Origin of the sequence: Streptococcus sp. KHUD_011 (genome assembly GCF_046352925.1) — a bacterium.
Classification (GTDB): Bacteria; Bacillota; Bacilli; order Lactobacillales; family Streptococcaceae; genus Streptococcus.
In genome coordinates this window covers 346,907-369,874 of sequence record NZ_CP157578.1, presented here as the reverse complement: position 1 = coordinate 369,874, position 22,968 = coordinate 346,907, and the positions used below count along the sequence as shown (strand labels likewise).

Below are 22,968 nucleotides of genomic sequence, written 5' to 3'. Positions count from 1 at the left end.
AGAGGTATTTACTCACTTCTTTGATACTCAACCCAGCCATTTCTCCAATATTATTTTTGCATATCTGTTAGAACTCCTCATGCCCCACTAAGTGGTGCTGAAAGGCATAGACTGCAGCCTGGGTACGATCGCTGACTTCAAGTTTGGCAAGGATATTGGACACATGAGTCTTGACCGTCTTGAGAGAGATAAAAAGTTCATCAGCGATACGCTGATTTTCATATCCTTTAGCGATGAGTTGGAGAACATCTCGCTCACGCGCAGTCAAGTCCTCATGTAGTTCTATGTGATTGCGGTGGTATTCGACCTTCTTGCTGACCTCTTGTTCAATAGCCAACTCACCAGCAGACACCTTACGAACAGCGTGTAGCAATTCATCTGCACTAGAAGTCTTGAGCATATAGCCCCGAGCACCGGCATTTAAGACAGGCATGATTTTTTCATTGTCCAAGTACGAAGTCACAATCAAAATCTTGGCTTCAGGCCATTCTTTGAGGATAGCCAAGGTCGCATCAATCCCATTCATCTCAGGCATGACAATATCCATGACAATGACATCTGGACGTAATTCCAAGGCTAAATCAATGCCTTGAGACCCGTTGGACGCCTCGCCCACAACTTCTACATCGTCTTGGAGGTCAAAGTAGCTTTTCAAGCCCAATCGAACCATTTCATGGTCATCTACTAGTAAAATTTTCATCTTTACTCCTTCATCATTCCTCATCTAACAGGGGAATACGGATATCAACTGCCAGTCCTTGCTTGGGAGCTGTTAATAACTGAACCGTCCCTGCCATATCTTCAACCCGCTCCTTGATATTGCGGAGTCCATAACTCAGGTCATCTAAATTCCCCAACTGGAAACCAATCCCATTGTCTACCACCTTCAGCTGCAATTCAAAATCTGTCTGATAGAGGTAAACATCCAGACAAGATGCCTGGGCATGACGGAGGGTATTGCTAATCAACTCTTGCAGGATGCGGAAGATATGCTCCTCGATTTTCTTAGGCAATTTCGTTACATTTTGCTTGAAACTAACCTTGAGATCACTCTTGTCCTCAAGCTCTTTTAAGAGAATTTGAATTCCCTCAACCAGACTCTTTTGCTCCAGTTCAACTGGTCTCAAATGCAAGAGCAAGACCCGCAAATCCTTCTGGGCGGTTTCTAAAATAGCTGTGACACTCTGCAGCTGGATCTGCATCTTTTCTCTATCCAATTTCAAAGTCTGCTGACTGATACCTGATAAAATCATGTGAGCCGCAAACAACTCCTGACTAACTGTATCGTGCAAATCCCGAGCAAGTCGCTTCCGTTCCTTCTCAATGATTTCCTCTTCCTGAGCAAGACTTTGATTTTCAGCCTTTTGAAGTGCTTCTGTCAAAAGGTTAAGTTTGCCAGACAAGGACTTGAAACTGGCATCCAAATCTGGATCTGCAACCTGAACCACTTCTTGCCCTGCCAACAAACGCTTGAGATTAGTATGCATTTTTCTTAGAGAAAGCTCTTCGATACCTCTCCAAAACAGGGCTAAGAGAAAGGTCATGGACATGCTGAAAACCAACAATAAAAAGATAAATTTTTCTGTTTTTTCGACATCCTGCAGGAAAATAGACCAGTCAAAATCAAGAATTTCCAGTAAACTGTGGGAGAAAAATAAGACAAACAGGATGGAGGTAAGAGCAATGATTACATAAGCTTGTTTTTTCATCCTCTGACCACCTCCACATCTCCAATCATAGTGGTCAAGAAAATCTTGACACTCTTGTTACTCTTGAGATAGTCTTTGGTTTCTTGATGATAGTGTTCATTTCGGAGGGATCGCTTGGGCTGGTTGAAAAAAGTTAAATCACCATAGAGACAGTTGACGCTGAGACTGACTTCCACATCTACAGGTACAATGATTTTGGTCGTTCCTACCATCTTTCTGAGGATAATGACATTATCATGATTGGTTAGGATGACCCTCTCCAGATGAATGGTGTCCTTACCCATAAGGCGAAAGAGATTGATATCATCAAACTGGCAAGTCTGGTAGCTTGAAAAATGATGGAGATTTCCAAACCAACGATTTTTCTCCTTCTTAACCATCACCACCTCTTCAAAAATCAAATCGGTCTGTTCTTTTTCCTGGTTCATCATCGGATAAAGAAGAAAGAGGCTATAAATAACCGCAACAAAAATAGCTAGAATCACAAAAGGATTGAGCATGACGATGAAAAAGAAGAGAATGGTTGCCACTACTAAGAGAAGGTTATTGCCATCTTTACCAGTGTAATAGCGAATCAAAAGCAAAAAGAGGAATAAAATCAGCAGAAAACGCGAAAAATGCTCTGATACCATCAAAATCAGAGCTCCTGTCAAAAGACAGGCTTCGATAAATAAAAAGATTTTAAATTTTCTCATAGGTTCATCCTCTCCCTTCTATTTTATCACAATTCAAAAAAGTCACCTCAGTCTGAGGATGGAAAAAAGGCGCTGGTTACGCCTTTTTCATCTGATCCTTTGCTTCTTTTAATTTTCCGTAGAGAAGGTAGTCTACGTTTTGCAGATCTGCTATAGTGGCACAGTTCAGAGCACACATGATTAAGCGTAGATCTACTTTCCAGCCTTGGACAATGCCAATTACTTCTTCGACTGTGTAGCTTTCAACCAATTCCAGAACGGTACGTGACAGTCCCACAGCCTTGGCACCAAAGACCAAGCACTTAATCATATCCAGCGGATTCCGAACGCCTCCACTGACCAAGAGTTCGACCTTGTCTTTCCAGTCTTGGGCATTGAGAAGGGCTTGCATGGTAGACTGGCCCCATTGATTGAGGTAGTCACGTTGACCACTGCGACGATTTTCAATATAGGCAAAGCTGGTACCGCCACGACCTGATAGATCCACTGTACGAACACCCAGTTCATAGGCTCTTTCGATGGTCTTGGCATCCATTCCAAAGCCTACTTCCTTGAGAACAATAGGGACGGGGATTTGCTTGCTATAATCTGCTAGATGCGATTGCCAGCTTCTGAACCTTCTTTCTCCCTCAGGCATGAGCAACTCCTGCATGACATTGACATGCACTTGTAAAAGTAAAGGATTCATCTCTGTCACAGTCTGCAAACCAAGTTCAACCGGCTTATCCAATCCAATATTGGTTCCAAGAAGGAGATTGGGATGGCTAGATTTGACAGAAAAAGAGTCATCTGTTGGATCTTTGAGGGCTGCGCTATAAGAACCCGTTACAAATAAAATACCACAGGCTTCCGCCACTTGAGCCAGCTTTTGATTGATTTCTCTTCCCTTATCGCTTCCACCCGTCATAGCATTGATATAAAAAGGAAAGTCCCACTTTCGACCCGCAAATTCTGTAGACAAATCAATCTCACCCAGGTCATAAAGAGGCAGGGAAGAATGAATCAACTCCACCTCATCAAAGCTATTATAGGAACTTTTCTGCTCAAGGGCATAGCGGATATGCTCATCTTTACGATTTGTCGTCATGTCCTATCCTTTCTTGGTATAAGAGCTCAATCCCCAGATCGGCCCATCGGTTTTTTAGGGTTTCAGTTGATTGCTCATCAAAACTCAAGGCAATACCACAATCACCACCACCAGCGCCGCTACTCTTAGCAACGGCCTGCAAATCTTGACTGGCCCCTTTCAGCTGTCTAAGCGAAGGCGTGTAAATATCTGCGCTCAAGCCTTCTAAGAGCTTGCTGGCTACTTCTACTTGCTCGATGCTTTTTTCTACTTTCCCCTGCTCCAAGGCTTCTACTAAAGAAGCCACCGTTTCTTTTGAGGAAGTTAAAAAATTCTGATTGATATTTTGCTTGATTTGCTGGACCATGTGACTTGATACAGCCACTTCCTTGGTCCATCCCACTAGGAAATCACATTCTAAAGTTGGTTTCACTTGCGAAATTGAAAAGCCCCAATCACGCTCCAGAACTGTCTCCAAGTTTTCTTCTTCCAACCAATCAGCTACCTTCTGGCGATCAAATGACTGGTAGACAACCAAACCCTCTGCTACAATGCAGGCAAGGTCTCCCATAGAACCATTGTCTCCTCGCTTGAGCAAAACAGCACTGGCCAGCTTGAACAAGAAATCCTTATCCACTGAAACGTCATACAGGGCCAATAAAGCCTTGACAGCCAAGACAACGACGCTACCGCTAGAACCCAAGCCAAACTTTTTCCCTTCTCTTTCCATTTTGCCATGGATTTCTAGAGAAAAAGGTCGCAAGGTCTGCCCACGATAAACGAGGAAATCTTCCACTAAAGCAATCGTTTCTTGAATCAAGCTGTAGTCAGGATTTGGCGTCAAGTCCACTGCAAAATCAAACATATCTGAGTAGATACGGTAACTATCAGAAAAAGCAATCTCGCCCTTCATATAGATGGGAATGTCCTTTATCAAGGCCAACTGCCCAGGCTCTAAAATAGCATATTCGCCTGCCCAATAGAGTTTTCCGCAAGTTTTAACAGTAATCATCTTGGCTCAAATCCTTTGTTTTTGACACAATCAAGCGATAACGTTGACCAAAGATTTCTGATAAATGCTCCAAGTCTTTCTCTTGACAGAGGACCTTGACATTGGGACCAGCATCCATGGTAAAGTAGCAGGCTTCCCCTTGCTCACGAAGCTGACGAACAAAGTCCATGGCTTCATAAGACGCATCGGTCAGATAAGAAAAGGCTGGTGATGCTGTTTTGGTCGTAGCGTGCATAGCCAGGGCATTTTTCTCAGTTAATTCCCCAACCTTGGCAAAGTCATTTTCCTTGAGATAAACCAGCATATCCTGATAGTCTTTCTCAGACTGACGCACCCAGTCGTCAAAAGTAGTCGAAGTTTCCACACAAAGTTTCATCCCATCACGGCTAGAGATTGGTTTTTTCTTGTCCTCCAGCACCAACATAATCATAGCTAGTTTCAAGTCTGTCTCTACAGGATAAATTTCTCCGCTATCCTTATCCCAGGCACCTAGTGGTCCATAAAAACTCCGAGAAGAAGAACCTGAGGCAAATTTAGCCTCCTGTGCCAACTTGCTTCTATCCAATCCAAGTTTGAAATAGGCATTGCAAGCCTTGACCAAGGCGGACAAACCACTCGAACTTGAGGACAAACCCGCTGCGGTCGGCATATTGTTTTGAGTATCTATGCGGACAAAGCCCTCACCTTCTGGGCGATAGCGGTCGATGATCTTACTCATCTTGGCATGCTCCGCCTCATTTTGTAGCTGACCATTGATATAAAAGACATCAGCTGTCGCATGGAATGGTAAAGGCGATAAAGTCGTCTCTGTGTACATATTTTCCAAAGTCAGAGAAATACTGCTAGTAGCAGGCTCCATCTCTTTTTCTTTTTTCTTTCCCCAATATTTGATAATAGCAATATTTGCGTAGGAACGTACTGTTACAGGCTCTCTATCCATGTCTGAACAGCTCCTTTCTCTTCTAATCTTTCCGCTAGTTCTTGTGCGTGTGTCAAATTGGTTGCCAAGGCTATGATACAGCCTCCTAGCCCACCACCGCTCATCTTGGCACCCAGAGCACCATGGCTAAGAGCCGTTTCAACCAGAGAGTCTGCCTCAGGGCTACTGACACCAATTTCTTTTAAATGTAAATGCGCTTGACTGAGGATTCGTCCCAGTCCTTCAGCATCTTTTTGTGAAATCGCATCCTCTGCCTGCTGGGTCAATTCTCCCAAAGCATGCAAAAACGGTAGGGCATCCTTACCCTTACTTTGAACCACTTGGATGGCTTCACGAGTATGACCATAGACGCCCGTATCTGCAATCACCAAAAAGGCTGATAAGTCCATCTCAAGTTCTGTAAATCCTACGTTCTTGATAAAGCGAATAGGTTGGTCACTGAGACAGGTCTTAGCATCCAAACCACTCGGATTCATATGAGCAATCATCTCAGCCCGATTGACCAAGATTTCTAGTACATCATGAGGCAGGACAGCTTGATAATAGTCAAAAACAGCTCGAATGGCTGCTATGCTGATAGCAGCTGACGAACCCATTCCCCGCTTCTCAGGAATGGCCGAGTCAATCTCACAGCGTATGCAGGCCTCTTTGATCTCCAAATACTCCAGAGAAGCATAAACCGCCATAGACAAGGTATCCTCCTCATAGAGACGCCAAGGACTCGCTGCAGGAACTACCTTACAAGTCACCTCCACCTCTAAGAGAGGCAGAGAAATGGCAGGATAACCATAAACGACTGCGTGCTCCCCTATTAAAATAATCTTACTATGTGCCTGACCGACACCAACTTTTTTTGTCATTTTTTCCTTTTACTAGACGAAAAGCCGTCTCATTTTTCATACAAGTATTTATTCTCTCCTATCTATTTTATTATATTTTCACAAAAAAAGCGATTGTTTCCTTCACAATCGCTCAGTGCTAAAATAAAACTTTTAAGTAAACTAGGGAAAAGACTCAAGAAAGAAATTGATAAACTCAGTTGCATGATTACAACTGAGTTCACCTAACCTATTTCCTATTCTTGCATGGTGTAACCGACACCACGAACGGTTTTAATGTAACTTTTTTGACCTTTTACATCAAGCTTGCTACGTAGATAACGGATATAGACATCCACGATATTGGTTTCGGTCGCACTTTCATACTTCCAGACACTTTCCAACAACTGCTCACGAGTCAGAACTTTCTTGCTTCCCATAAGAGTGGCCAAAAGGTCATACTCACGACGAGTCAGAGCAATCATTTCCTCGCCACGATAAACGGTATGATGCTCTACATCCATACGCAGATTACGGTAAGACGTTGGAACCTTCATCTGACTACAGTGTTGGTCGATGAAGTCCCTACCTCGGAAAATCGCTGAAATACGAGCTACCAGATTGTCAATAATAACCGGCTTATAGATGTAAGAAACGGCAAAGCGTTGGATTGTCTCAATCTGATCTTGCAATTCTTCGCGATGGTCCAAGACCATAATCACTGAGGCTGGCTTAGTCCGACTCAGCTTGTCTGCAAAATCCTGGGCTGTCATATCCCCCAGACGAGCATTCAATAAAATCAAGTCATAGTCTGTCTGAAGAGCCATGGAGAGGGCTTTTTGCCCCTCCTCAACCTGATCAACTCGGTATTGCTCTTTTTGGAGTTCCAAACTTAAAAAATGAGCTAGATTTCGTTCTTTCTCAAGTAATAAAATCCGTTTCCCCATGGCAGACCTACTTATTTTTCGTCATACCAAGAGTAGTGGAATGTTCCTTCTTTGTCTTTACGTTGGTAAGTGTGGGCACCAAAGTAGTCACGTTGCGCTTGGATCAAGTTAGCTGGAAGGTCAGCTGAACGGTAGCTATCAAAGTAAGTAATAGCTGCTGAGAAAGTTGGCACTGGCACACCAGCTTGAACAGCAAGAGCTACGATATCACGCACTGCTTGTTGGTACTTAGCAGTAACATCCAAGAAGTACTCATCCAAAAGAAGGTTGGCAAGATCTGCATCACGGTTGTAAGCATCTGTAATCTTTTGCAAGAAACGAGAACGGATGATACAGCCATCACGCCAGATAGATGCGATGTCTGCAAATGGCAAGTTCCAGTTATTTTCTTTAGAAGCTACACGCAATTGAGCAAAACCTTGTGCGTATGAAATGATTTTTGAGAAGTAAAGGGCTTGACGGATCTTTTCAATCAACTCAGCCTTGTCTCCTTCAAATTTGAAGGCAGCTGGTTTTGGAAGAACCTTGCTAGCATGTACACGTTCTTCTTTGTAAGTTGAAATGTAACGTGCAAATACTGACTCAGTGATGAGTGACAATGGCACACCAAGGTCAAGTGATGATTGGCTAGTCCATTTACCAGTTCCCTTGTTACCTGCGGCATCAAGGATGTAGTCTACGATTGGTCCATCTTGACCTTCATCGTCTTTACGGCTCAAGATATCAGCTGTGATTTCGATCAAGTAGCTGTCCAATTCACCCTTGTTCCACTCAGTAAAGATTTCAGCCATATCTTCTGCAGAAAGGCCTAGCAAGTGTTGCATCAAGTCATAACTTTCTGCGATCAATTGCATATCACCATACTCGATACCGTTGTGAACCATTTTCACATAGTGACCAGCTCCATCAGGACCGATATAAGTCACACATGGTTTGCCATCTTCTGGTGCTTTAGCTGAGATTTCTTCAAGAACATCCGCAACCAATTCGTAGGCCTCTTTTTGTCCACCAGGCATGATAGAAGGACCTTCTAGGGCACCTTTTTCACCACCAGAAACCCCAGTACCGATAAAGTTGATACCTGAGTTTGCCAATTCTTCATTACGACGGATGGTATCTTTGTAGAAAGTGTTTCCTCCGTCGATCAAGATATCACCCTTGTCAAGGTGTGGAAGAAGGGCTTGAATTGTAGCATCTGTACCAGGTCCAGCTTGAACCATGAGCATGATACGACGAGGTTTTTCGATTGAGTTTACAAAACTTTCAACGTCATAGCTTGGTACAAAGTTCTTTTCAGGATGGCAAGCAATTACATCTTCAGTTTTTTCTTTACTACGGTTGTAAATAGCAACTGTGTAACCACGAGATTCAATATTAAGGGCAAGGTTACGACCCATTACGGCCATACCAACAACACCAAAGTTAGCTTTTGTCATTTGACACTCCTCTTGTTTAATTTGTTTTATTTTATCATTTTTACTTTTGAAAAGAAAGAATTTTGTAACGACTGCTTAGTAGTCCAAGTCATCCGCATGTCCAGAACCATTTCCAACAAAGTATCCTGTCTTACAGTTAAGGGTAAAGAGATAGGTTCCATCTGGCTTGTAGAGGTTGTAATAACCATTGCCATTAACGATATTAACACGTTCAAGGATATATTGGTTACCAGTGATATAACCACGTGAACGTGAAGTCGCTAGAATTTGTTCTAAGACACCATCCGCGAAATCCCAGGCAGAATTATTGCTATCATCAATAGCAGACTGGTTATAAGAAACACGACTCGCACTTCTTTGAACAGCAACTCCTGCACTTGATACACCCATATTGACTTCACTGCGGGTACTTCTAGTTTCAGTTGATGCAGTATTTGAGCTACTTGGACTTGTCTCACTAGCAGTATTTTCGCTTGCTTGACTAGAGCTTGAGCTGCTAGTTTCACTTGAACTTGAGCTTGAAGCACTTGTTTGCTGGCTCTTACCAAGGCTGATAGCCTTATCTAGAACTTTATCAAGCTCCGTATTTCCAGTTTTAATATCTGTAAATTTAGCATCTGATTTAGCTTTAGCGTTAGTATCCAAGACACCATCCATAATAGCTGGTTTCTCAAATTGAGCATTGACATCTTGAATGGCCTTGATTTGAGTTGCTAGGCTATCATACTTAGATTTTGCAAGCGTATATTCACGACTACCTTCTAGCTTATCAAGCAAGGTTTTCAGTTGACTCAGTTTATCAAACTGGCTATTCTTCAAAGCCGTTTTGTTGCTATCTGTATAGAAGGCATCATATAAATTATTGAATTCTTCCGCATCTGACTGCGTATTTGTAGTTGATTGAGAAGTTTGGATTTCCTTGGTCGAACGAGCCACTTGACGATAAACATAATAACCAGTTCCAAGGATAAGAACCACTAAGGCTGCTAGAATACCGTAAAGCACCCATTTCTTCTTACTTTTTCCATCTTCACTATCTGTGACTCGAGAACGCGTGAGAGCCTCTTCCGTTCCAACTAATGGTACCTCTTCCTTCTCAAATTCTTCGACAAGAGGAGCTTCTGAAACTCGTGTTAATTCTAAATCATCAAACTGACGCAATTCATCTTCTGGAGCTGGAGAAGTTACTCCTGTTTCCTCACGAAGCTCTTGAAGCAAATTATCCAGAGTCTGAGTCTCCTCTACCTCTTCTTTTTCAACTAAATCATCCTTGCTAAACTGACGTGTTTCAAACTTATCTGCCTCGATTTCATCTTTATGTTGTTTCACATACTTGTCCAAGATAGAATCTCCAGGCAACACACCTGCTTCCACCTCTTCATTTTTTCGCATGGCTTCTCCAACCGTTAGCTCTTTGGCATCATCAAAATCAAATTGCGCTTCTTTATGTTCTGTTTTATGACGATTCCGTCTTTTCTTACTCATGAGTTTTCCTTCCTACTTTACTTCCTGACGTTTAACACGCTGACCAAAATATTGATACAAATCAACTTTTAAAGTTCCGTTGTACAACTTCCGTTTCTTATCCGCCTGACTACCGTACTTGGTCTCAAAGGCTTCATCACTGGTTAAGATAAACTTGCTCCACGTTTTCAGCGGTGCAAATACTTGACCCATCTCAGCATAAAGCTTGGTAACCCCTGCATCATCTGACAAGCGTTCCCCATAAGGCGGGTTAGAGATAATCACTCCATTGATTTTATCAGAACGCAAATCCTGCACGCGCATCTGCTTAAAGGTAATATCTCCTGCAACCCCTGCTGCCTGAGCATTGACCTTAGCAATTTCCACCATGCGAGCATCGATATCACAGCCCATGATATCTAGCTCAAGCTCACGATCCACTTTCTTAGCTGCTTCAGTACGAACTTCTTGGATCAAGCGATCGCTAATCCAGTTCCATTCCTCAAAAGCAAAGGAGCGACGAAGACCAGGAGCCATCTTTCTAGCAATCATAACTGCCTCGATACAGAAAGTTCCTGAACCACAGGTCGGATCAATCAAGGGTTTGTCTGGATACCAGTTAGAGAGTTGCAAAATAGCTGCTGCCATGTTTTCCTTGATAGGAGCCCCACCTTTTTCGGTACGATAGCCACGTTTAAAGAGGCTAGTCCCTGTCGTATCAATCATGACAGTTACTACATCTTTGAGAATAGAAACCTCAATCTTAAACTCTGGGCCATTCTCCATCAGAGGAATACCTTCTGGGCGGGCGTAGTGTTTCTGCAATTTCTTAACAACGGCCTTCTTTGAAATAGCCTGAACACTGGGTTCATTGTGTAGTTTAGATTTCACACATTTGGCTTTTGAAATCGGAAATCGAGCTCCAAGTGGTAAATAATTTTCCCAATCTAGAGCGAAAACTCCCTGAAAGAGCTCTTCAAAAGTCTTAGCTGGGAAAGTTCCTACGATAATCTTGATACGGTCTGCCGCTCGAAGCCAGAGGTTGGTTTCGATGATGGCTTTCGCATCTCCTTGAAAACGAACACGTCCGTTTTCAACTTGACAATCGTAGCCCAACTCTCGCACTTCACGACCAACGACAGCCTCAAGACCAGCTGCAGCAGTAGCGATTAAATTAAATTCTTTTTTCATTTTCAGTCTTATAAGACCTTTCTGTATGTCCACTTTAAAAAATGAGGTTGAGAAAGTTTTCTCAGCCCCAACCTATATGCAATTTTCTATAAGCCATGTTTTGTTCCAGAAGTGACTAGGACCACTCCCTTCGATAATCATCTGTCTACCACTAACAACTTACAGCTGATAGCAGTCAGAGTACTACGTTCGTTTCCGTGTACTCCATGCCCCGACCGAAATTTGGGTTGCTAGCTTGAGGGGTTTACCGCGTTCCACTCTCTCTGTTTCCAGAAAGACTCCGTCACTGTGGCACTTTCAAGCCTACTCTGGCCTATCCAAAGACTTAGCCATTTCAACTGCCGTAACGATTTCTCGTCCCTAGGCTTATGGTTTCGCCTAGCACAAACACTACAGGCATCACAGCCTGTGCTAGCATGGACTTTCCTCATGAAAAGAAATTCTCCTCACGCGATTATCCAAAAATTGCACTTCTCAAATAAGCTCTTATAAATCAGAGTTATCCAAAATTTGTTTACCAAATACTTCTTTCTCAAGACGATTTAGACGTTTTAAAATATCAAAATTCGTCATAGAAGTTGTTGCTGTCATTTCAAGTGGTTCTGCTTGAACCGGTGCAGATTCAGGTTTGCGAGACAATTCTTCCTTCAACTCTGCAATTTCTTGACGGAGAGACTTGACTAAGGCAGCATAAGTTTCGTAGTCCTTGATGACATCGTCCAAAAATTCATCAACTTCAACCTTACTATATCCACGGACTTCACGTCCAAACTCTTGCTCGAAAATATCTTTTGCTGAAAAAATAATACTTGCCATCTCTCTCTCCATTCTCGGTTTCTAATAGTATTATTATATAAAAAAAGGCAAACAAAAATCAAGGTCAAAGCCTTACTTTTCAGAAAAATTTTCTGCCAGCTCATTTAGGCCTTCAAAGGTTAGCCTTTTTATACGATAACCTTCCTGATTTTTCATCAAATTGTCTATAAATTTTAATTTAGTCTCATTTTCTGGGTCATAGAAAAAATAAGCTAAATCAGTATTTTCCAGTAAAAATCGTTGGTAGTCTCGTAGTTGCCCCATATGTTCATATTTAGGATAGGCATATTTGACAAAATCGACCTGCTTAAATTGGCTAAGTTTAAGCTGATTCGCTTCATTCCAATTTTCCCCGTGTGTTTCAAAATCAAAAATGGTCGCTAGGCTAAAATCATATTCGTCTTTCATTTCATTTGCGACATCAAGCACCCAAGATTCAAATCCCAAGTTTCCTGTAAAGACCAGCCATTTAATCCCTTCTTCTGCTAAACTTTCTAAATCACGGCGAATGGCTTTCTTTATAACTTTTAACCTGATATCTTTTTCATTAAATAAACCCAAGTCAAAATTAGAATATCCCATAATTAAAGCTGTAGTCATTTTTACACCTTTCTTTCTATTTTTATGGTATAATAGAGTGATGTTATTGTACCAATAAGGAGAAATATGGTCAACTATCCTCATAAAATTTCATCAAAAAAAAGCCAAACATCCATTTCTCAACCAAAAAATTTCGCAAATCGAGGAATGACTTTTGAAAAGATGATTAACGCTACAAACGACTACTATCTGACGCATGGTATGGCAGTTATCCATAAAAAGCCAACGCCTGTTCAGATTGTTCGAGTAGACTATCCTCAACGTAGTCGAGCCAAAATTGTAGAAGCCTATTTTAGACAAGCTTCCACAACAGATTACTCTGGCGTATATAGAGGACATTACATTGACTTTGAAGCCAAGGAAACGCGGCAAAAAAATGCTATCCCAATGAAGAACTTCCATCTTCACCAGATTCAACATATGGAACAAGTTCTAGAACAGCAGGGCATTTGCTTCGTACTGCTTCATTTTTCTTCTCGACAAGAAACTTATTTGTTGCCGGCACTTGATTTGATTCGCTTTTATCATCAAGATAAGGGCCAAAAATCAATGCCACTTGGATATATTCAAGAATACGGATATTTAATAAAGCAAGGAGCTTTCCCTCAAATTCCCTATCTCGATATTATCAAAGAACATTTACTAGGTGGTAAAACAAGATGAATAAACAAACCATTCTGCGATTCTTAAAGTATATTGGAATTACATTTCTTACCTTATTTATCGCATTATTTCTATTGGGTGGAGGTATCTTCCTCTACTTTGTTAGCAAGGCTCCAGCCTTATCTGAAAGTAAATTAGTTGCGACAACCTCTAGCAAGATTTATGACAATAAAAACGAACTGATTGCTGACCTTGGATCTGAACGTCGCGTAAATGCCCAAGCAAATGAAATTCCTACTGACTTAGTCAAGGCAATTGTGTCTATCGAAGACCACCGTTTCTTTGACCATAGAGGTGTTGATACCATTCGTATCATGGGGGCGGCATTGAGAAACCTCCAAGGGAAAGGAGGGCTCCAAGGGGCTTCAACCTTGACTCAGCAATTGATTAAATTAACTTATTTCTCTACTTCAACTGCCGATCAAACCTTGTCACGTAAAGCCCAAGAAGCTTGGCTAGCCGTTCAATTAGAGCAAAAAGCAACCAAGCAAGAAATCCTGACCTACTACATCAACAAAGTCTACATGTCTAACGGTAACTATGGAATGCAAACCGCAGCCGAAAATTACTATGGAAAAGACTTGAAGGATTTAAGCTTGCCACAGTTAGCACTCCTAGCCGGAATGCCTCAAGCACCAAACCAATATGATCCATATTCCCACCCAGAAGCTGCTCTAGAGCGTCGTAACTTGGTACTTTCAGAAATGAAGGGACAGAAATATATCAGTGCAGAAGATTACGAAAAAGCTATTAATACGCCTATCACTGACGGACTTCAAAGCTTGAAGTCAGCCAATAGTTACCCTGCCTATATGGACAACTACCTCAAAGAAGTAATCGACCAAGTCGAACAAGAAACGGGCTACAACCTTCTTACCACAGGTATGGAAGTCTATACTAATGTCGACAAAAATGTTCAACAGAGACTTTGGGATGTTTACAATACAGATGAGTACGTTGCTTATCCAGATGATGAACTTCAAGTAGCTTCCACTATCGTGGATGTAACAAATGGTAAAGTCATTGCTCAGTTAGGTGCCCGTCACCAATCAAGTAATGTATCTTTCGGAATCAACCAAGCCGTTGAAACCAATCGTGACTGGGGTTCTACTATGAAACCAATCACTGACTATGCTCCCGCTTTAGAATATGGAGTCTATGACTCTACTGCTTCTATTGTACATGATGTCCCTTATAACTATCCTGGCACTGATACTCCAGTCTACAACTGGGATCATGGCTACTTTGGAAACATTACAATCCAGTATGCTCTTCAACAATCACGAAATGTCACAGCCGTTGAAACTTTGAATAAGGTCGGTCTAGATAAGGCTAAAGCCTTCCTTAATGGGCTTGGTATTGATTACCCAAGCATACACTATGCTAACGCCATTTCAAGTAATACAACAGAATCTAACAAACACTACGGTGCAAGTAGTGAAAAAATGGCTGCTGCTTATGCCGCCTTTGCTAATGGTGGTATTTACCACAAACCAATGTATATCAATAAAATCGTCTTCAGTGATGGTAGTGAAAAAGAATTTTCTGATGCTGGTACACGAGCTATGAAAGAAACTACTGCCTATATGATGACCGAAATGATGAAAACTGTTTTAGCTTACGGAACCGGACGTGGTGCTTACCTACCATGGCTTCCACAAGCAGGTAAGACAGGTACTTCTAACTATACTGACGACGAAATTGAAAAGTATATCAAGAACACTGGCTACGTAGCTCCAGATGAAATGTTTGTAGGTTATACTCGTAAGTATTCTATGGCTGTATGGACTGGTTACTCAAATCGTTTAACTCCAATCGTTGGAGATGGTTTCCTAGTTGCTGCTAAGGTTTATCGCTCAATGATATCGTATCTATCAGAAGATGATCAACCTGGAGATTGGACGATGCCAGACGGCCTGTTCCGAAATGGAGAATTCGTCTTCCAGAACAACGCGAAGAACACATGGAATAATTCAGCAACACAACAAACACAAACGGTAGAAACTCCAAGCACAACAGCTGAAAGTTCAACTACACAGGCAAGTACGACGGTTGGTCAACAACCCAATAATGCTCCAGCAACTGATCCTAATCAAGGACAAGCTGGCCAGGCTGTTCAACCGACACAACCAGTACAACCAACGCCACAAAATCCACAAGTTCAACAACCACAACAGTGAGATGAAAGAAAATCCTGAGAATAAAAACTCAGGATTTTTTCTACAAAAAAATTAGTTTCATAATCTTTGAAAGTGAAGAGAGGTTTCAACTCATTTTCGATAAACCAAAAGAAGTTAGCGAATAACTAACTTCTTTTTATCTTATTTCACATGTTTTGCAAGTTCTTCTTGCGCTTTTTTATTGGATTCTTCTTTTTCTTTCATCCATTTATCTTGAGCTTTTTGATATTCATCTGCTGTGACTGCCTTGTCTTGAAGTTCAAGATATTTGTATCGAAGCGGATCGCTTGTCCCCTTGTTACCTGCGAAAGCGAAAGGTAAAGTGAATGGTACCATCTTAGACAAGATTGGACGACCAGTTTTAGAAGTTGTTGGGATGACTAAGGCACTATCTGTCAACCATGCTTGAGCTTCGGCATACTTGTTATACCGTTTTGTAATATCTGTAGTTTCTTCCCCTGCTTCATTGACCATTTTATCATAATCATTGAGACCAACCTTTTTAGCCGCCTCATTATCTTTTCCTGAATCAAATCCTAGGTAAGTTCTCGTATTTTCCCCTACAGAAGGCTTGATGATATCAAGATAAGTTGATGGATCTGAGAAGTCTGGTCCCCATCCAACGTTATCAGAAAGATCCCAATCCTCACCAGCAGCAGTTTGTGCAAATAAAGTAACATTCAATAAATCATCTTTTTGTAATTGTTGAATATCAATAACCACATTATCAGATCCTAAAGTTGCTTCCAAGGATTGTTTCATAGATTGGACACGCTGAACTTTTGTAGTTGCTGTTTGGTCAACAGGCATGTCTAGGTGAATTGGGAACTGTACTCCTTCTGCCTGAAGAGCAGTCTTAGCCTTAGCAAATTCTGCCTTGGCTTTCTCTGGATTATAGAGACCATCTTGAGCATCAGCAAGGTTCACATCCTTCCATTCATCCCCGTAAGTCACCAATTTTTCTTTGACCATGTCACCAAAGTTTTTTCCATCTGCTTGAACAAATGTTGGTGGAACAAAGATATTACGTAAGATTTTGCTTGCTCCAGTTTGTCCATTTAGCTGAGAAGCATAGGCTGTACGGTCAAATCCAAAGGCAATAGCCTGACGGAAATCCTTGTTTAACAAAGCCTTTTTAGTTGAGGTCTTTTGTTCTTCACTAGTCTTAGAAGTATATTTATAGGACTGACGGTCAATGTTTGTTCCTACTACATAAGTCGTAGAGTCCTGTTGCGTATAGACAATATTGTCCTTCATCTCTTTCTCAAGTTCTGCGAAACTTGCACTTGTTGGATAGAGACGAGCTGCTGAAAGGCTACCATCTTTAAAGTTTTCTGCAGGTTTACTAGTATCTTGACCATCCCAGAATGACAATTTGACTTTGTCAATATGGACATTGTCTTTATCCCAGTAGTTAGGATTTTTTGCAAATTCAACAGTAGATTTGGTTACAATGGATTTCAACAAATAAGGACCATTATACAAGATACTACTTGGATCCGTAGCTTTGGCAAAATCATCCCCTTTTGAGTTCAAAAACTCTTCATTGACTGGCGCTAAAACACCCATAGTTGTTTTAGAATTCCAAAAACTTTCAGGTTTGTTCAAAGTGTATTGGACTGTTTGATCGTCAAGAGCTTTAATCCCAACTTGAGAGAAATCTTTATTTTCCCCTTTAGCGTATGCATCCAAACCTTTGATTGAATCCTGTACCAAGTATAGAGCTTCAGATTTCTTATCTGTCGCATATTTAAGACCTGTCACAAAGTCCTGAGCCTTAACAGGAGCATACTCTTCTCCCTCAGATGTGTACCACTTGGCATCCTGACGAATCTTATAAGTATAAGTCAATCCATCCTTAGAAACTGACCAGTCCTCTGCCATTGAGGGAATAAGGTTCCCGTATTTATCATTTTCAAGCAATCCATCAATTACATTACTAGTAATGTCAGCAGTCGCTGCCTTACCAGTTGTTAAATAGTTGAGGTTATCTGGGTCTGTCTCGTAGGTAAATGCGAAGGTCTGCTCACCTTTAGTAGCAGAACCACCAGAACAAGCCGCTAAGACACCAGCTGCTAATAAAGTGACTCCCGCAAGAGCCAATACTTTCCTTGTTTTCATGGTATTCTCCTTTGTTTTTCTATCCATTATAGACCCTTTTTAAAGTCCTGTCAATAGAATTTTCTGAATTTTCATTTTTAGTTGTTATTTTCTGACAAATATCGAATGTTATTTCATTTTTTAATCTCTTTTTAACTATAATAAAAGAGGGAATCCAGTAACTCCCTCATCCATCTATTTAAGTCATTTTTAGATTTATTAATTTAAAGCTTGCAATGCGGAAAGAAGATAAGAACCCTCACGAATTTTTTGACCTACGGCCTTAGCATTTTTGACCAAATCCTGATACTCTTCTTGAGACAAATTGTCCAATACTTCTTCCAAGTCAAGTAAACTTTCAACACTAATTCCACACTCTTTTTCTAAGACGAAATTAGCCAAAGCAGATTGTTTCCAAACAATAATAGGAAAACCAGAAGCCAAATAAAGGGAAGCCTTGTGGGAATTATTGTATCTCAAATACTCACCAAACACTCCGCTACAAGTTTTAGAACTATCACCATCCCAAACTAAACCAAAGCTTCCTTCTAACGCTGACGGTAGTTCATCTGGAAGAAAGGAACCAAAATAGGTTTCATTGGATAGCTTTCTAGCCTCATCAAAACCAACACCATAGAGGTTATATGCCGGTCTTGCAGGCAACTCATATAAGTAACCTGCTTTTTCTTGAGCTAAATTTCCAGCTACAATAATAGCTCCTTCCTTCGATAAATCTTCTTTCTCCTGATAATTCGGGATCAGATAGTCAAAAATGCCTAAACTAACTATTTTTTTCTCAGAAATTCCCTTATCAACAAGCACTGATTTCATAACTGGATTATGAGCAATAAGACCATCAGCTTGTTTCAAAAGACTTGACTCTTGAAGATGAACACGAATTTTATGCTTCAAGGGTACTGTATCCAAATTAGCATAGCGCAAAACTTCTAAATCATGAATAATAAAGTGAACCTTCACTCCTTTACGCTGCATTCTTTTGACTAAATGAGTCGTAAAGAAACTATGATGAAGCATAGGAAATTGAATCAGTAGCTGATCCCCTTCCTTTAACTTAGAGATTGCTTTGGATAAGGCTTTGGCCTTGTGTCGTTGGGCTCTAATAGTCCCCATTTGATACCAATCATCTACCATCAATAACAAAGGACTATAGCCCTCACGAACTACTATTTCTTCAACATCGTTTCGAGCCTTATTCCCCGCATTTCGTGCACCAGAATCCTTCAGAAATTCTTCTTTTAGATAATATTTCATCTATCAATTTTATCCTTCGTTATCTTATTTAAACTCTTCCTCTACAACATTTAGGGCACGTTCAATGACCACATGCATGTCGTAGTATTTATAATCGGCCAAACGTCCGCAGAAAATCACCTTATCATTCTGTGCTGCTTCTTCTTGATACTTAGCAAACATAGCATTGTTTCTCTCATCATTGATTGGATAATAAGGTTCATCTCCTCGTTTCCAATCTGCTGGGTATTCACGAGTAATGACCGTTTTATCTTGCGTACCATACTCAAAATGTTTATGCTCAATAATACGAGTATAAGGAATTTCACGTTCTGTATAGTTGACAACTGCATTTCCTTGATAGTTTTCTTCATCCAGAACTTCATGCTCAAAACGAAGACTACGATATTCTAATTCACCATGTTTGTAATCGAAGTATTGGTCAATCATCCCTGTAAAGACAACTTTTTCAGCAGAAGCTTCTAATTCCTGACGATTGGCAAAAAAGTCAATACCAAGTTCTACTTCTACATCCTTCAGCATATTTTCGATGATGACATTATAGCCACCAATTGGAATCCCTTGGTAACGATCGTTAAAATAATTATTATCAAAGGTTAAACGAACTGGTAGACGTTTGATGATAAACGGTGGAAGGTCAGTCGCAGAACGTCCCCATTGCTTTTCAGTGTATCCTTTGATCAACTTTTCATAAATATCTGGGCCGATCAACTTAATAGCCTGTTCTTCCAAGTTTTTAGGTTCAACATCCTTCATGTGAGCCGTTTGCTCAGCAATCTTATCTTTGACCTCTTGAGGAGTTTTTGTTCCCCACATAGCATAGAAAGTATTCATATTGAAAGGTAGATTATAAAGGCTACCCTTGTAATTAGCTACAGGCGAGTTGATATAGTTGTTAAATTCAGCAAATTGATTCACATAATCCCAAACTTTCTTATTAGAAGTATGGAAAATATGGGCACCATATTTATGGACATTGACTCCTTCTACATTCTCACAGTAGATATTTCCACCAATGTGGTCACGTTTATCAATCACTTTTACTTTTTTTCCACGCTTGGTTGCTTCATAAGCAAAAATTGCTCCAGACAAACCAGCACCAACGATTAGATAGTCGTACATATTACACTCCTTTATCAGACTCGACACTTTTGTAGCATTGTAAAGTTATCCTCATTAAAATCTCATGAAAAAATAAATTTTTAAAATTTTTTTTGAAATATTAGTTTGAATAGTTCATTTTATGAAGAAAAATAATTTTGTAAATCAAAAAAATTCATTTCATCAGTTTAACAACTCCGTTTTATCCAAAGGATTAAAATTATTCAACGACTTATTAACAAAAGTATTTTTTGTGAACAACAAAAACATGAATATATTGTAAGTCGGGACAAACCAAAAAGCTTCAATCATGCAGTTTAGAGCCACTAAAGATAATATTACTACATATAAATATTGCCCCTGCTTATACTGTTCTCTCGAAATTACAACATACAGACATATAAGTAGCACAAGAGGTATAACACCATATGTAAATAACATTTGAACATACGATGAATCTACGTAGTTATAATCAATAACAGCCTCCGTTTTACCTCCTGACCCTTTAAATAATACGTCTCTAGTTCCAAAAAGATGTACACCAAAAGTATTAAATGCATTTTTCCCCAAAGCTAATCTACCTGTAATTAATTTATTGATAGATACTAAAAATGGAGATCCCCAAGAGAAAATATAAGATAAATACATCATTATTGACGAACATAGAACTACAGAATAAGGGAAAATTGAATAGATCCGAAATTTCTTATCTTCATTAAAATAGAAAAATATAAAAATAATTGTTGCTAAAATAATTGATAAGCCATTTAAACGTGCATCACAATATTTTATAACAAAGAAAGATAAAAGTACACCTATTAGAGATCTAATCCATATAAATTTATCTTTTAATAAATAAGAAAAAGCCAAGAAAATATAGAAACAGTGGGATGCAAAATCTGTAGGATAGATAAATCCAAACGAATTCCGAATAACTCCTTCACGATTATATTGTAGATTGGGTACTGCACCTGAGAGAGATAAAAGAAATACACTTAGTACAAGAAAACCTGCTACAATGACATACGTTTTCAAAACTACTTTCATATCTACATTAACTAATAAAACTAGAAGGGCTGAATAAATAAGAAAATTAAGTTTTCCAGTCTGAAAATATACTAAAATTCCTGATAATAATAGCAAAGAAGAAAATATTAGATATTTAAATGAAATACGTGTTGGAAACATAAAACGAAGACCTAATAACAAAACTACTAATAAAAGATAATTTGCTTTAGCTTGAAAAAAAGTTTTATCCAGCATTGTAGTAGAAATAGTATTAAAAAATATCACTACAGATACAACAATACTAACCAGTAGATTTTCAAATTTAATTTTTATCATATTATTTATTTGGTAAAGAATAATATAGAATGAACATAATTGATAATTTTTATATATTATTTAATATTTTTAAACTTTTAGTTCATCTACAATCTTCCATCCTTCCCTTTCTAGACTTTTTCAATCAACTAACTTAGCTAAAACAAATTCTTGCAAAAATAACTTTGATTATTTCTGTATAGATTATCATCATACTAATTATTTAACAGCTGCTCTTTTATCTCCTTTAAGCCAACTATTTTAAATATTAAAATTAGCAAACCATAAAGTATCGCCCCCACAATAGCACATACAACAACATTAACAATAGGTGTAAAAGTCAAAATTGACTTCAAAAATGAAAGGGTAACATACATAAGAATTGATGCTGAAAATATTTTAATAGTTGATTTAAAAATTGGTACATCTTTTAAATATTTTCTTGTAAAATACAATTGGATAACCCATACAAATACTTCTGTTAATACAGAAACAATCGCAGCCCCAATATATCCAAATTCAGGCAGTAAAAGTAAATTTAAACCAACACTAATAATTGCTGGAACCGTTGTTGAAATCAAAAATTCTTTGTTCTTATTATGAGGTATCAAAATTTGAATCCCCATAATGTTCGTCCAACCAATAAAAAACATCCTAAAAATCATGATTGCAATAGCATATCTTGCTTCTTGAAAGTCATTTCCTAAGAAAAATTTCACAAAGTCATTATTGATAATTAACATACCTGCAATAGTCGGAAAAATCACAAGATTGTATATCAAGAAAGATAATTGATTCATGCGATTCACAGACTTCTTATCCCCTGTTGATAAAAGATTCGAAACACGTGGTAGCATAACACTACCCAGTGAAGTTACCAAAGTAAGTAGGATATTTACCAACTTTAAAGATTGATCATAAATTCCAACATCTGTTGTTGATGCTAAAGCTCCAAGCATTGTCCTATTTAACGTAACATATAAAGATATCGCTATTTGAGGTAAAAACAGTAATATCACCGGTTTAAGATGTTTCTTGGCATAATTGAAGTCAAATTGTGGCTTACCTATAAATTCTAGAGCTGGCAGCCACATACTTAATTGTCCTAAAAATTCAAATATAGTTAATAAAAAGACATATAGATATAAATCATTCTGAGACTTTATGAACAAAAATATTGAAATAACACCTATGAGTTTGACAGTGATATTTCTAACAGTTATCTTTCTAAAATCTTCTAGTCCTTGAAAAAGCCAAGTAATATCTAATCCCCTAGATAATAGAGATAATACCAATATATATGCTACTGGATTTTGCATAAATGAAAATGAAAAGCACAGACCAATATATAGAAATATCGATATACAAGTCGCAGTAAACTGCAAGGTATAAATACCCCAAAAATTATTAGGGATATTATTTCTATGAGCTGAAATCTCTTTTGTCCCATAATTAGCTACTCCTAATGTTGCCAAAAAAATAAAGTAAGCAACAATCGAATTAAAATAGCCAAAAGTTCCTAAATCATTTGAACTGAAAACCCTTGTAACATACGGTGTTGTTATGAAAGGTAGTACAATGGTTAGTAATTGATAAGAGAGATTGTAAGCATAGTTTTTTAAAACCTTCATGACT

General features: G+C 39.2%; 20 protein-coding genes and 1 other RNA gene. 2 read left to right on the top strand and 19 right to left on the bottom strand.

The features are described 5' to 3' along the window. Positions 1-67: 67 nt before the first annotated feature. The 14 genes from ABKJ27_RS01810 to ABKJ27_RS01745 form a co-directional block, all read right to left on the bottom strand. Positions 68-700 (bottom strand): response regulator transcription factor, encoded by a 633-nt coding sequence (locus tag ABKJ27_RS01810; RefSeq protein WP_261150140.1) that lies wholly within the window; start codon positions 698-700, stop codon positions 68-70. Between the two features lie 13 nt (positions 701-713). Then, positions 714-1,709 carry a sensor histidine kinase gene (locus tag ABKJ27_RS01805; protein WP_314499978.1) on the bottom strand — a complete coding sequence of 332 codons (996 nt, stop codon included), beginning with the start codon at positions 1,707-1,709 and terminating at the stop codon, positions 714-716. Next, positions 1,706-2,404: a cell wall-active antibiotics response protein LiaF gene (gene liaF / locus ABKJ27_RS01800; RefSeq protein WP_261150142.1), complete on the bottom strand. Its 699-nt coding sequence runs from the start codon at positions 2,402-2,404 to the stop codon at positions 1,706-1,708. The genes ABKJ27_RS01805 and liaF overlap by 4 nt, the downstream gene beginning before the upstream one ends. A 76-nt stretch (positions 2,405-2,480) precedes the next feature. Further along, positions 2,481-3,491, bottom strand: coding sequence for a type 2 isopentenyl-diphosphate Delta-isomerase (gene fni, locus ABKJ27_RS01795; protein ID WP_261150143.1), 1,011 nt, complete (start codon positions 3,489-3,491; stop codon positions 2,481-2,483). Then, positions 3,475-4,482 (bottom strand): phosphomevalonate kinase, encoded by a 1,008-nt coding sequence (locus ABKJ27_RS01790; protein ID WP_261150145.1) that lies wholly within the window; start codon positions 4,480-4,482, stop codon positions 3,475-3,477. The genes fni and ABKJ27_RS01790 overlap by 17 nt, the downstream gene beginning before the upstream one ends. Continuing rightward, on the bottom strand, positions 4,469-5,422 hold the full coding sequence (gene mvaD / locus ABKJ27_RS01785; protein WP_410011912.1) for a diphosphomevalonate decarboxylase: 954 nt from the start codon (positions 5,420-5,422) through the stop codon (positions 4,469-4,471). Before mvaD ends, ABKJ27_RS01790 begins: the two co-directional genes overlap by 14 nt. Further along, positions 5,404-6,282, bottom strand: a complete 879-nt coding sequence (gene mvk / locus ABKJ27_RS01780) for a mevalonate kinase (RefSeq protein ID WP_410011911.1) — start codon at positions 6,280-6,282, stop codon at positions 5,404-5,406. The genes mvaD and mvk overlap by 19 nt, the downstream gene beginning before the upstream one ends. A gap of 215 nt (positions 6,283-6,497) precedes the next feature. Beyond that, entirely contained in the window at positions 6,498-7,187 is a 690-nt protein-coding gene (locus tag ABKJ27_RS01775) for a response regulator transcription factor (RefSeq protein ID WP_033686437.1), read from the bottom strand. 11 nt (positions 7,188-7,198) lie between these two features. After that, positions 7,199-8,623, bottom strand: a complete 1,425-nt coding sequence (gene gndA / locus ABKJ27_RS01770) for an NADP-dependent phosphogluconate dehydrogenase (protein ID WP_000158778.1) — start codon at positions 8,621-8,623, stop codon at positions 7,199-7,201. 75 nt (positions 8,624-8,698) lie between these two features. Then, complete coding sequence (gene mapZ / locus ABKJ27_RS01765; protein WP_020903408.1) at positions 8,699-10,108, bottom strand: cell division site-positioning protein MapZ; 1,410 nt, start codon at positions 10,106-10,108, stop codon at positions 8,699-8,701. Positions 10,109-10,120: 12 nt separating this feature from the next. Continuing rightward, the gene (locus tag ABKJ27_RS01760; RefSeq protein ID WP_020903409.1) at positions 10,121-11,278 is read right to left on the bottom strand and encodes a THUMP domain-containing class I SAM-dependent RNA methyltransferase; all 1,158 of its coding nucleotides are present in this window, start codon (positions 11,276-11,278) and stop codon (positions 10,121-10,123) included. Between the two features lie 84 nt (positions 11,279-11,362). After that, positions 11,363-11,744, bottom strand: an RNA gene (gene rnpB / locus ABKJ27_RS01755) — RNase P RNA component class B. 20 nt (positions 11,745-11,764) lie between these two features. Next, on the bottom strand, positions 11,765-12,094 hold the full coding sequence (gene gpsB / locus ABKJ27_RS01750; RefSeq protein WP_000146534.1) for a cell division regulator GpsB: 330 nt from the start codon (positions 12,092-12,094) through the stop codon (positions 11,765-11,767). A gap of 72 nt (positions 12,095-12,166) precedes the next feature. After that, positions 12,167-12,694: a DUF1273 domain-containing protein gene (locus tag ABKJ27_RS01745; RefSeq protein WP_247949404.1), complete on the bottom strand. Its 528-nt coding sequence runs from the start codon at positions 12,692-12,694 to the stop codon at positions 12,167-12,169. 66 nt (positions 12,695-12,760) lie between these two features. Between ABKJ27_RS01745 and recU the strand changes: the two genes are divergently transcribed. Further along, positions 12,761-13,357 carry a Holliday junction resolvase RecU gene (recU, locus tag ABKJ27_RS01740; protein WP_247949405.1) on the top strand — a complete coding sequence of 199 codons (597 nt, stop codon included), beginning with the start codon at positions 12,761-12,763 and terminating at the stop codon, positions 13,355-13,357. Further along, a complete protein-coding gene (pbp1a, locus tag ABKJ27_RS01735; protein ID WP_247949406.1) occupies positions 13,354-15,537 on the top strand; it encodes a penicillin-binding protein PBP1A in 2,184 nt (727 codons plus the stop codon). The genes recU and pbp1a overlap by 4 nt, the downstream gene beginning before the upstream one ends. A 141-nt stretch (positions 15,538-15,678) precedes the next feature. Here the strand turns inward: pbp1a and ABKJ27_RS01730 are convergent, their stop codons facing one another. The 5 genes from ABKJ27_RS01730 to ABKJ27_RS01710 all read right to left on the bottom strand — a co-directional run bounded on the left by ABKJ27_RS01730 (position 15,679) and on the right by ABKJ27_RS01710 (position 22,964). Further along, positions 15,679-17,658 carry a peptide ABC transporter substrate-binding protein gene (locus tag ABKJ27_RS01730; RefSeq protein ID WP_247949515.1) on the bottom strand — a complete coding sequence of 660 codons (1,980 nt, stop codon included), beginning with the start codon at positions 17,656-17,658 and terminating at the stop codon, positions 15,679-15,681. A gap of 198 nt (positions 17,659-17,856) precedes the next feature. Continuing rightward, complete coding sequence (locus ABKJ27_RS01725) at positions 17,857-18,909, bottom strand: galactofuranosyltransferase (protein ID WP_247949514.1); 1,053 nt, start codon at positions 18,907-18,909, stop codon at positions 17,857-17,859. A gap of 24 nt (positions 18,910-18,933) precedes the next feature. After that, entirely contained in the window at positions 18,934-20,031 is a 1,098-nt protein-coding gene (glf, locus tag ABKJ27_RS01720; protein ID WP_247933462.1) for a UDP-galactopyranose mutase, read from the bottom strand. Between the two features lie 162 nt (positions 20,032-20,193). Beyond that, positions 20,194-21,354, bottom strand: a complete 1,161-nt coding sequence (locus ABKJ27_RS01715) for a polysaccharide polymerase (RefSeq protein ID WP_237447054.1) — start codon at positions 21,352-21,354, stop codon at positions 20,194-20,196. Positions 21,355-21,548: 194 nt separating this feature from the next. Continuing rightward, positions 21,549-22,964: a flippase gene (locus ABKJ27_RS01710; RefSeq protein ID WP_247933463.1), complete on the bottom strand. Its 1,416-nt coding sequence runs from the start codon at positions 22,962-22,964 to the stop codon at positions 21,549-21,551. Positions 22,965-22,968 lie beyond the last annotated feature (4 nt).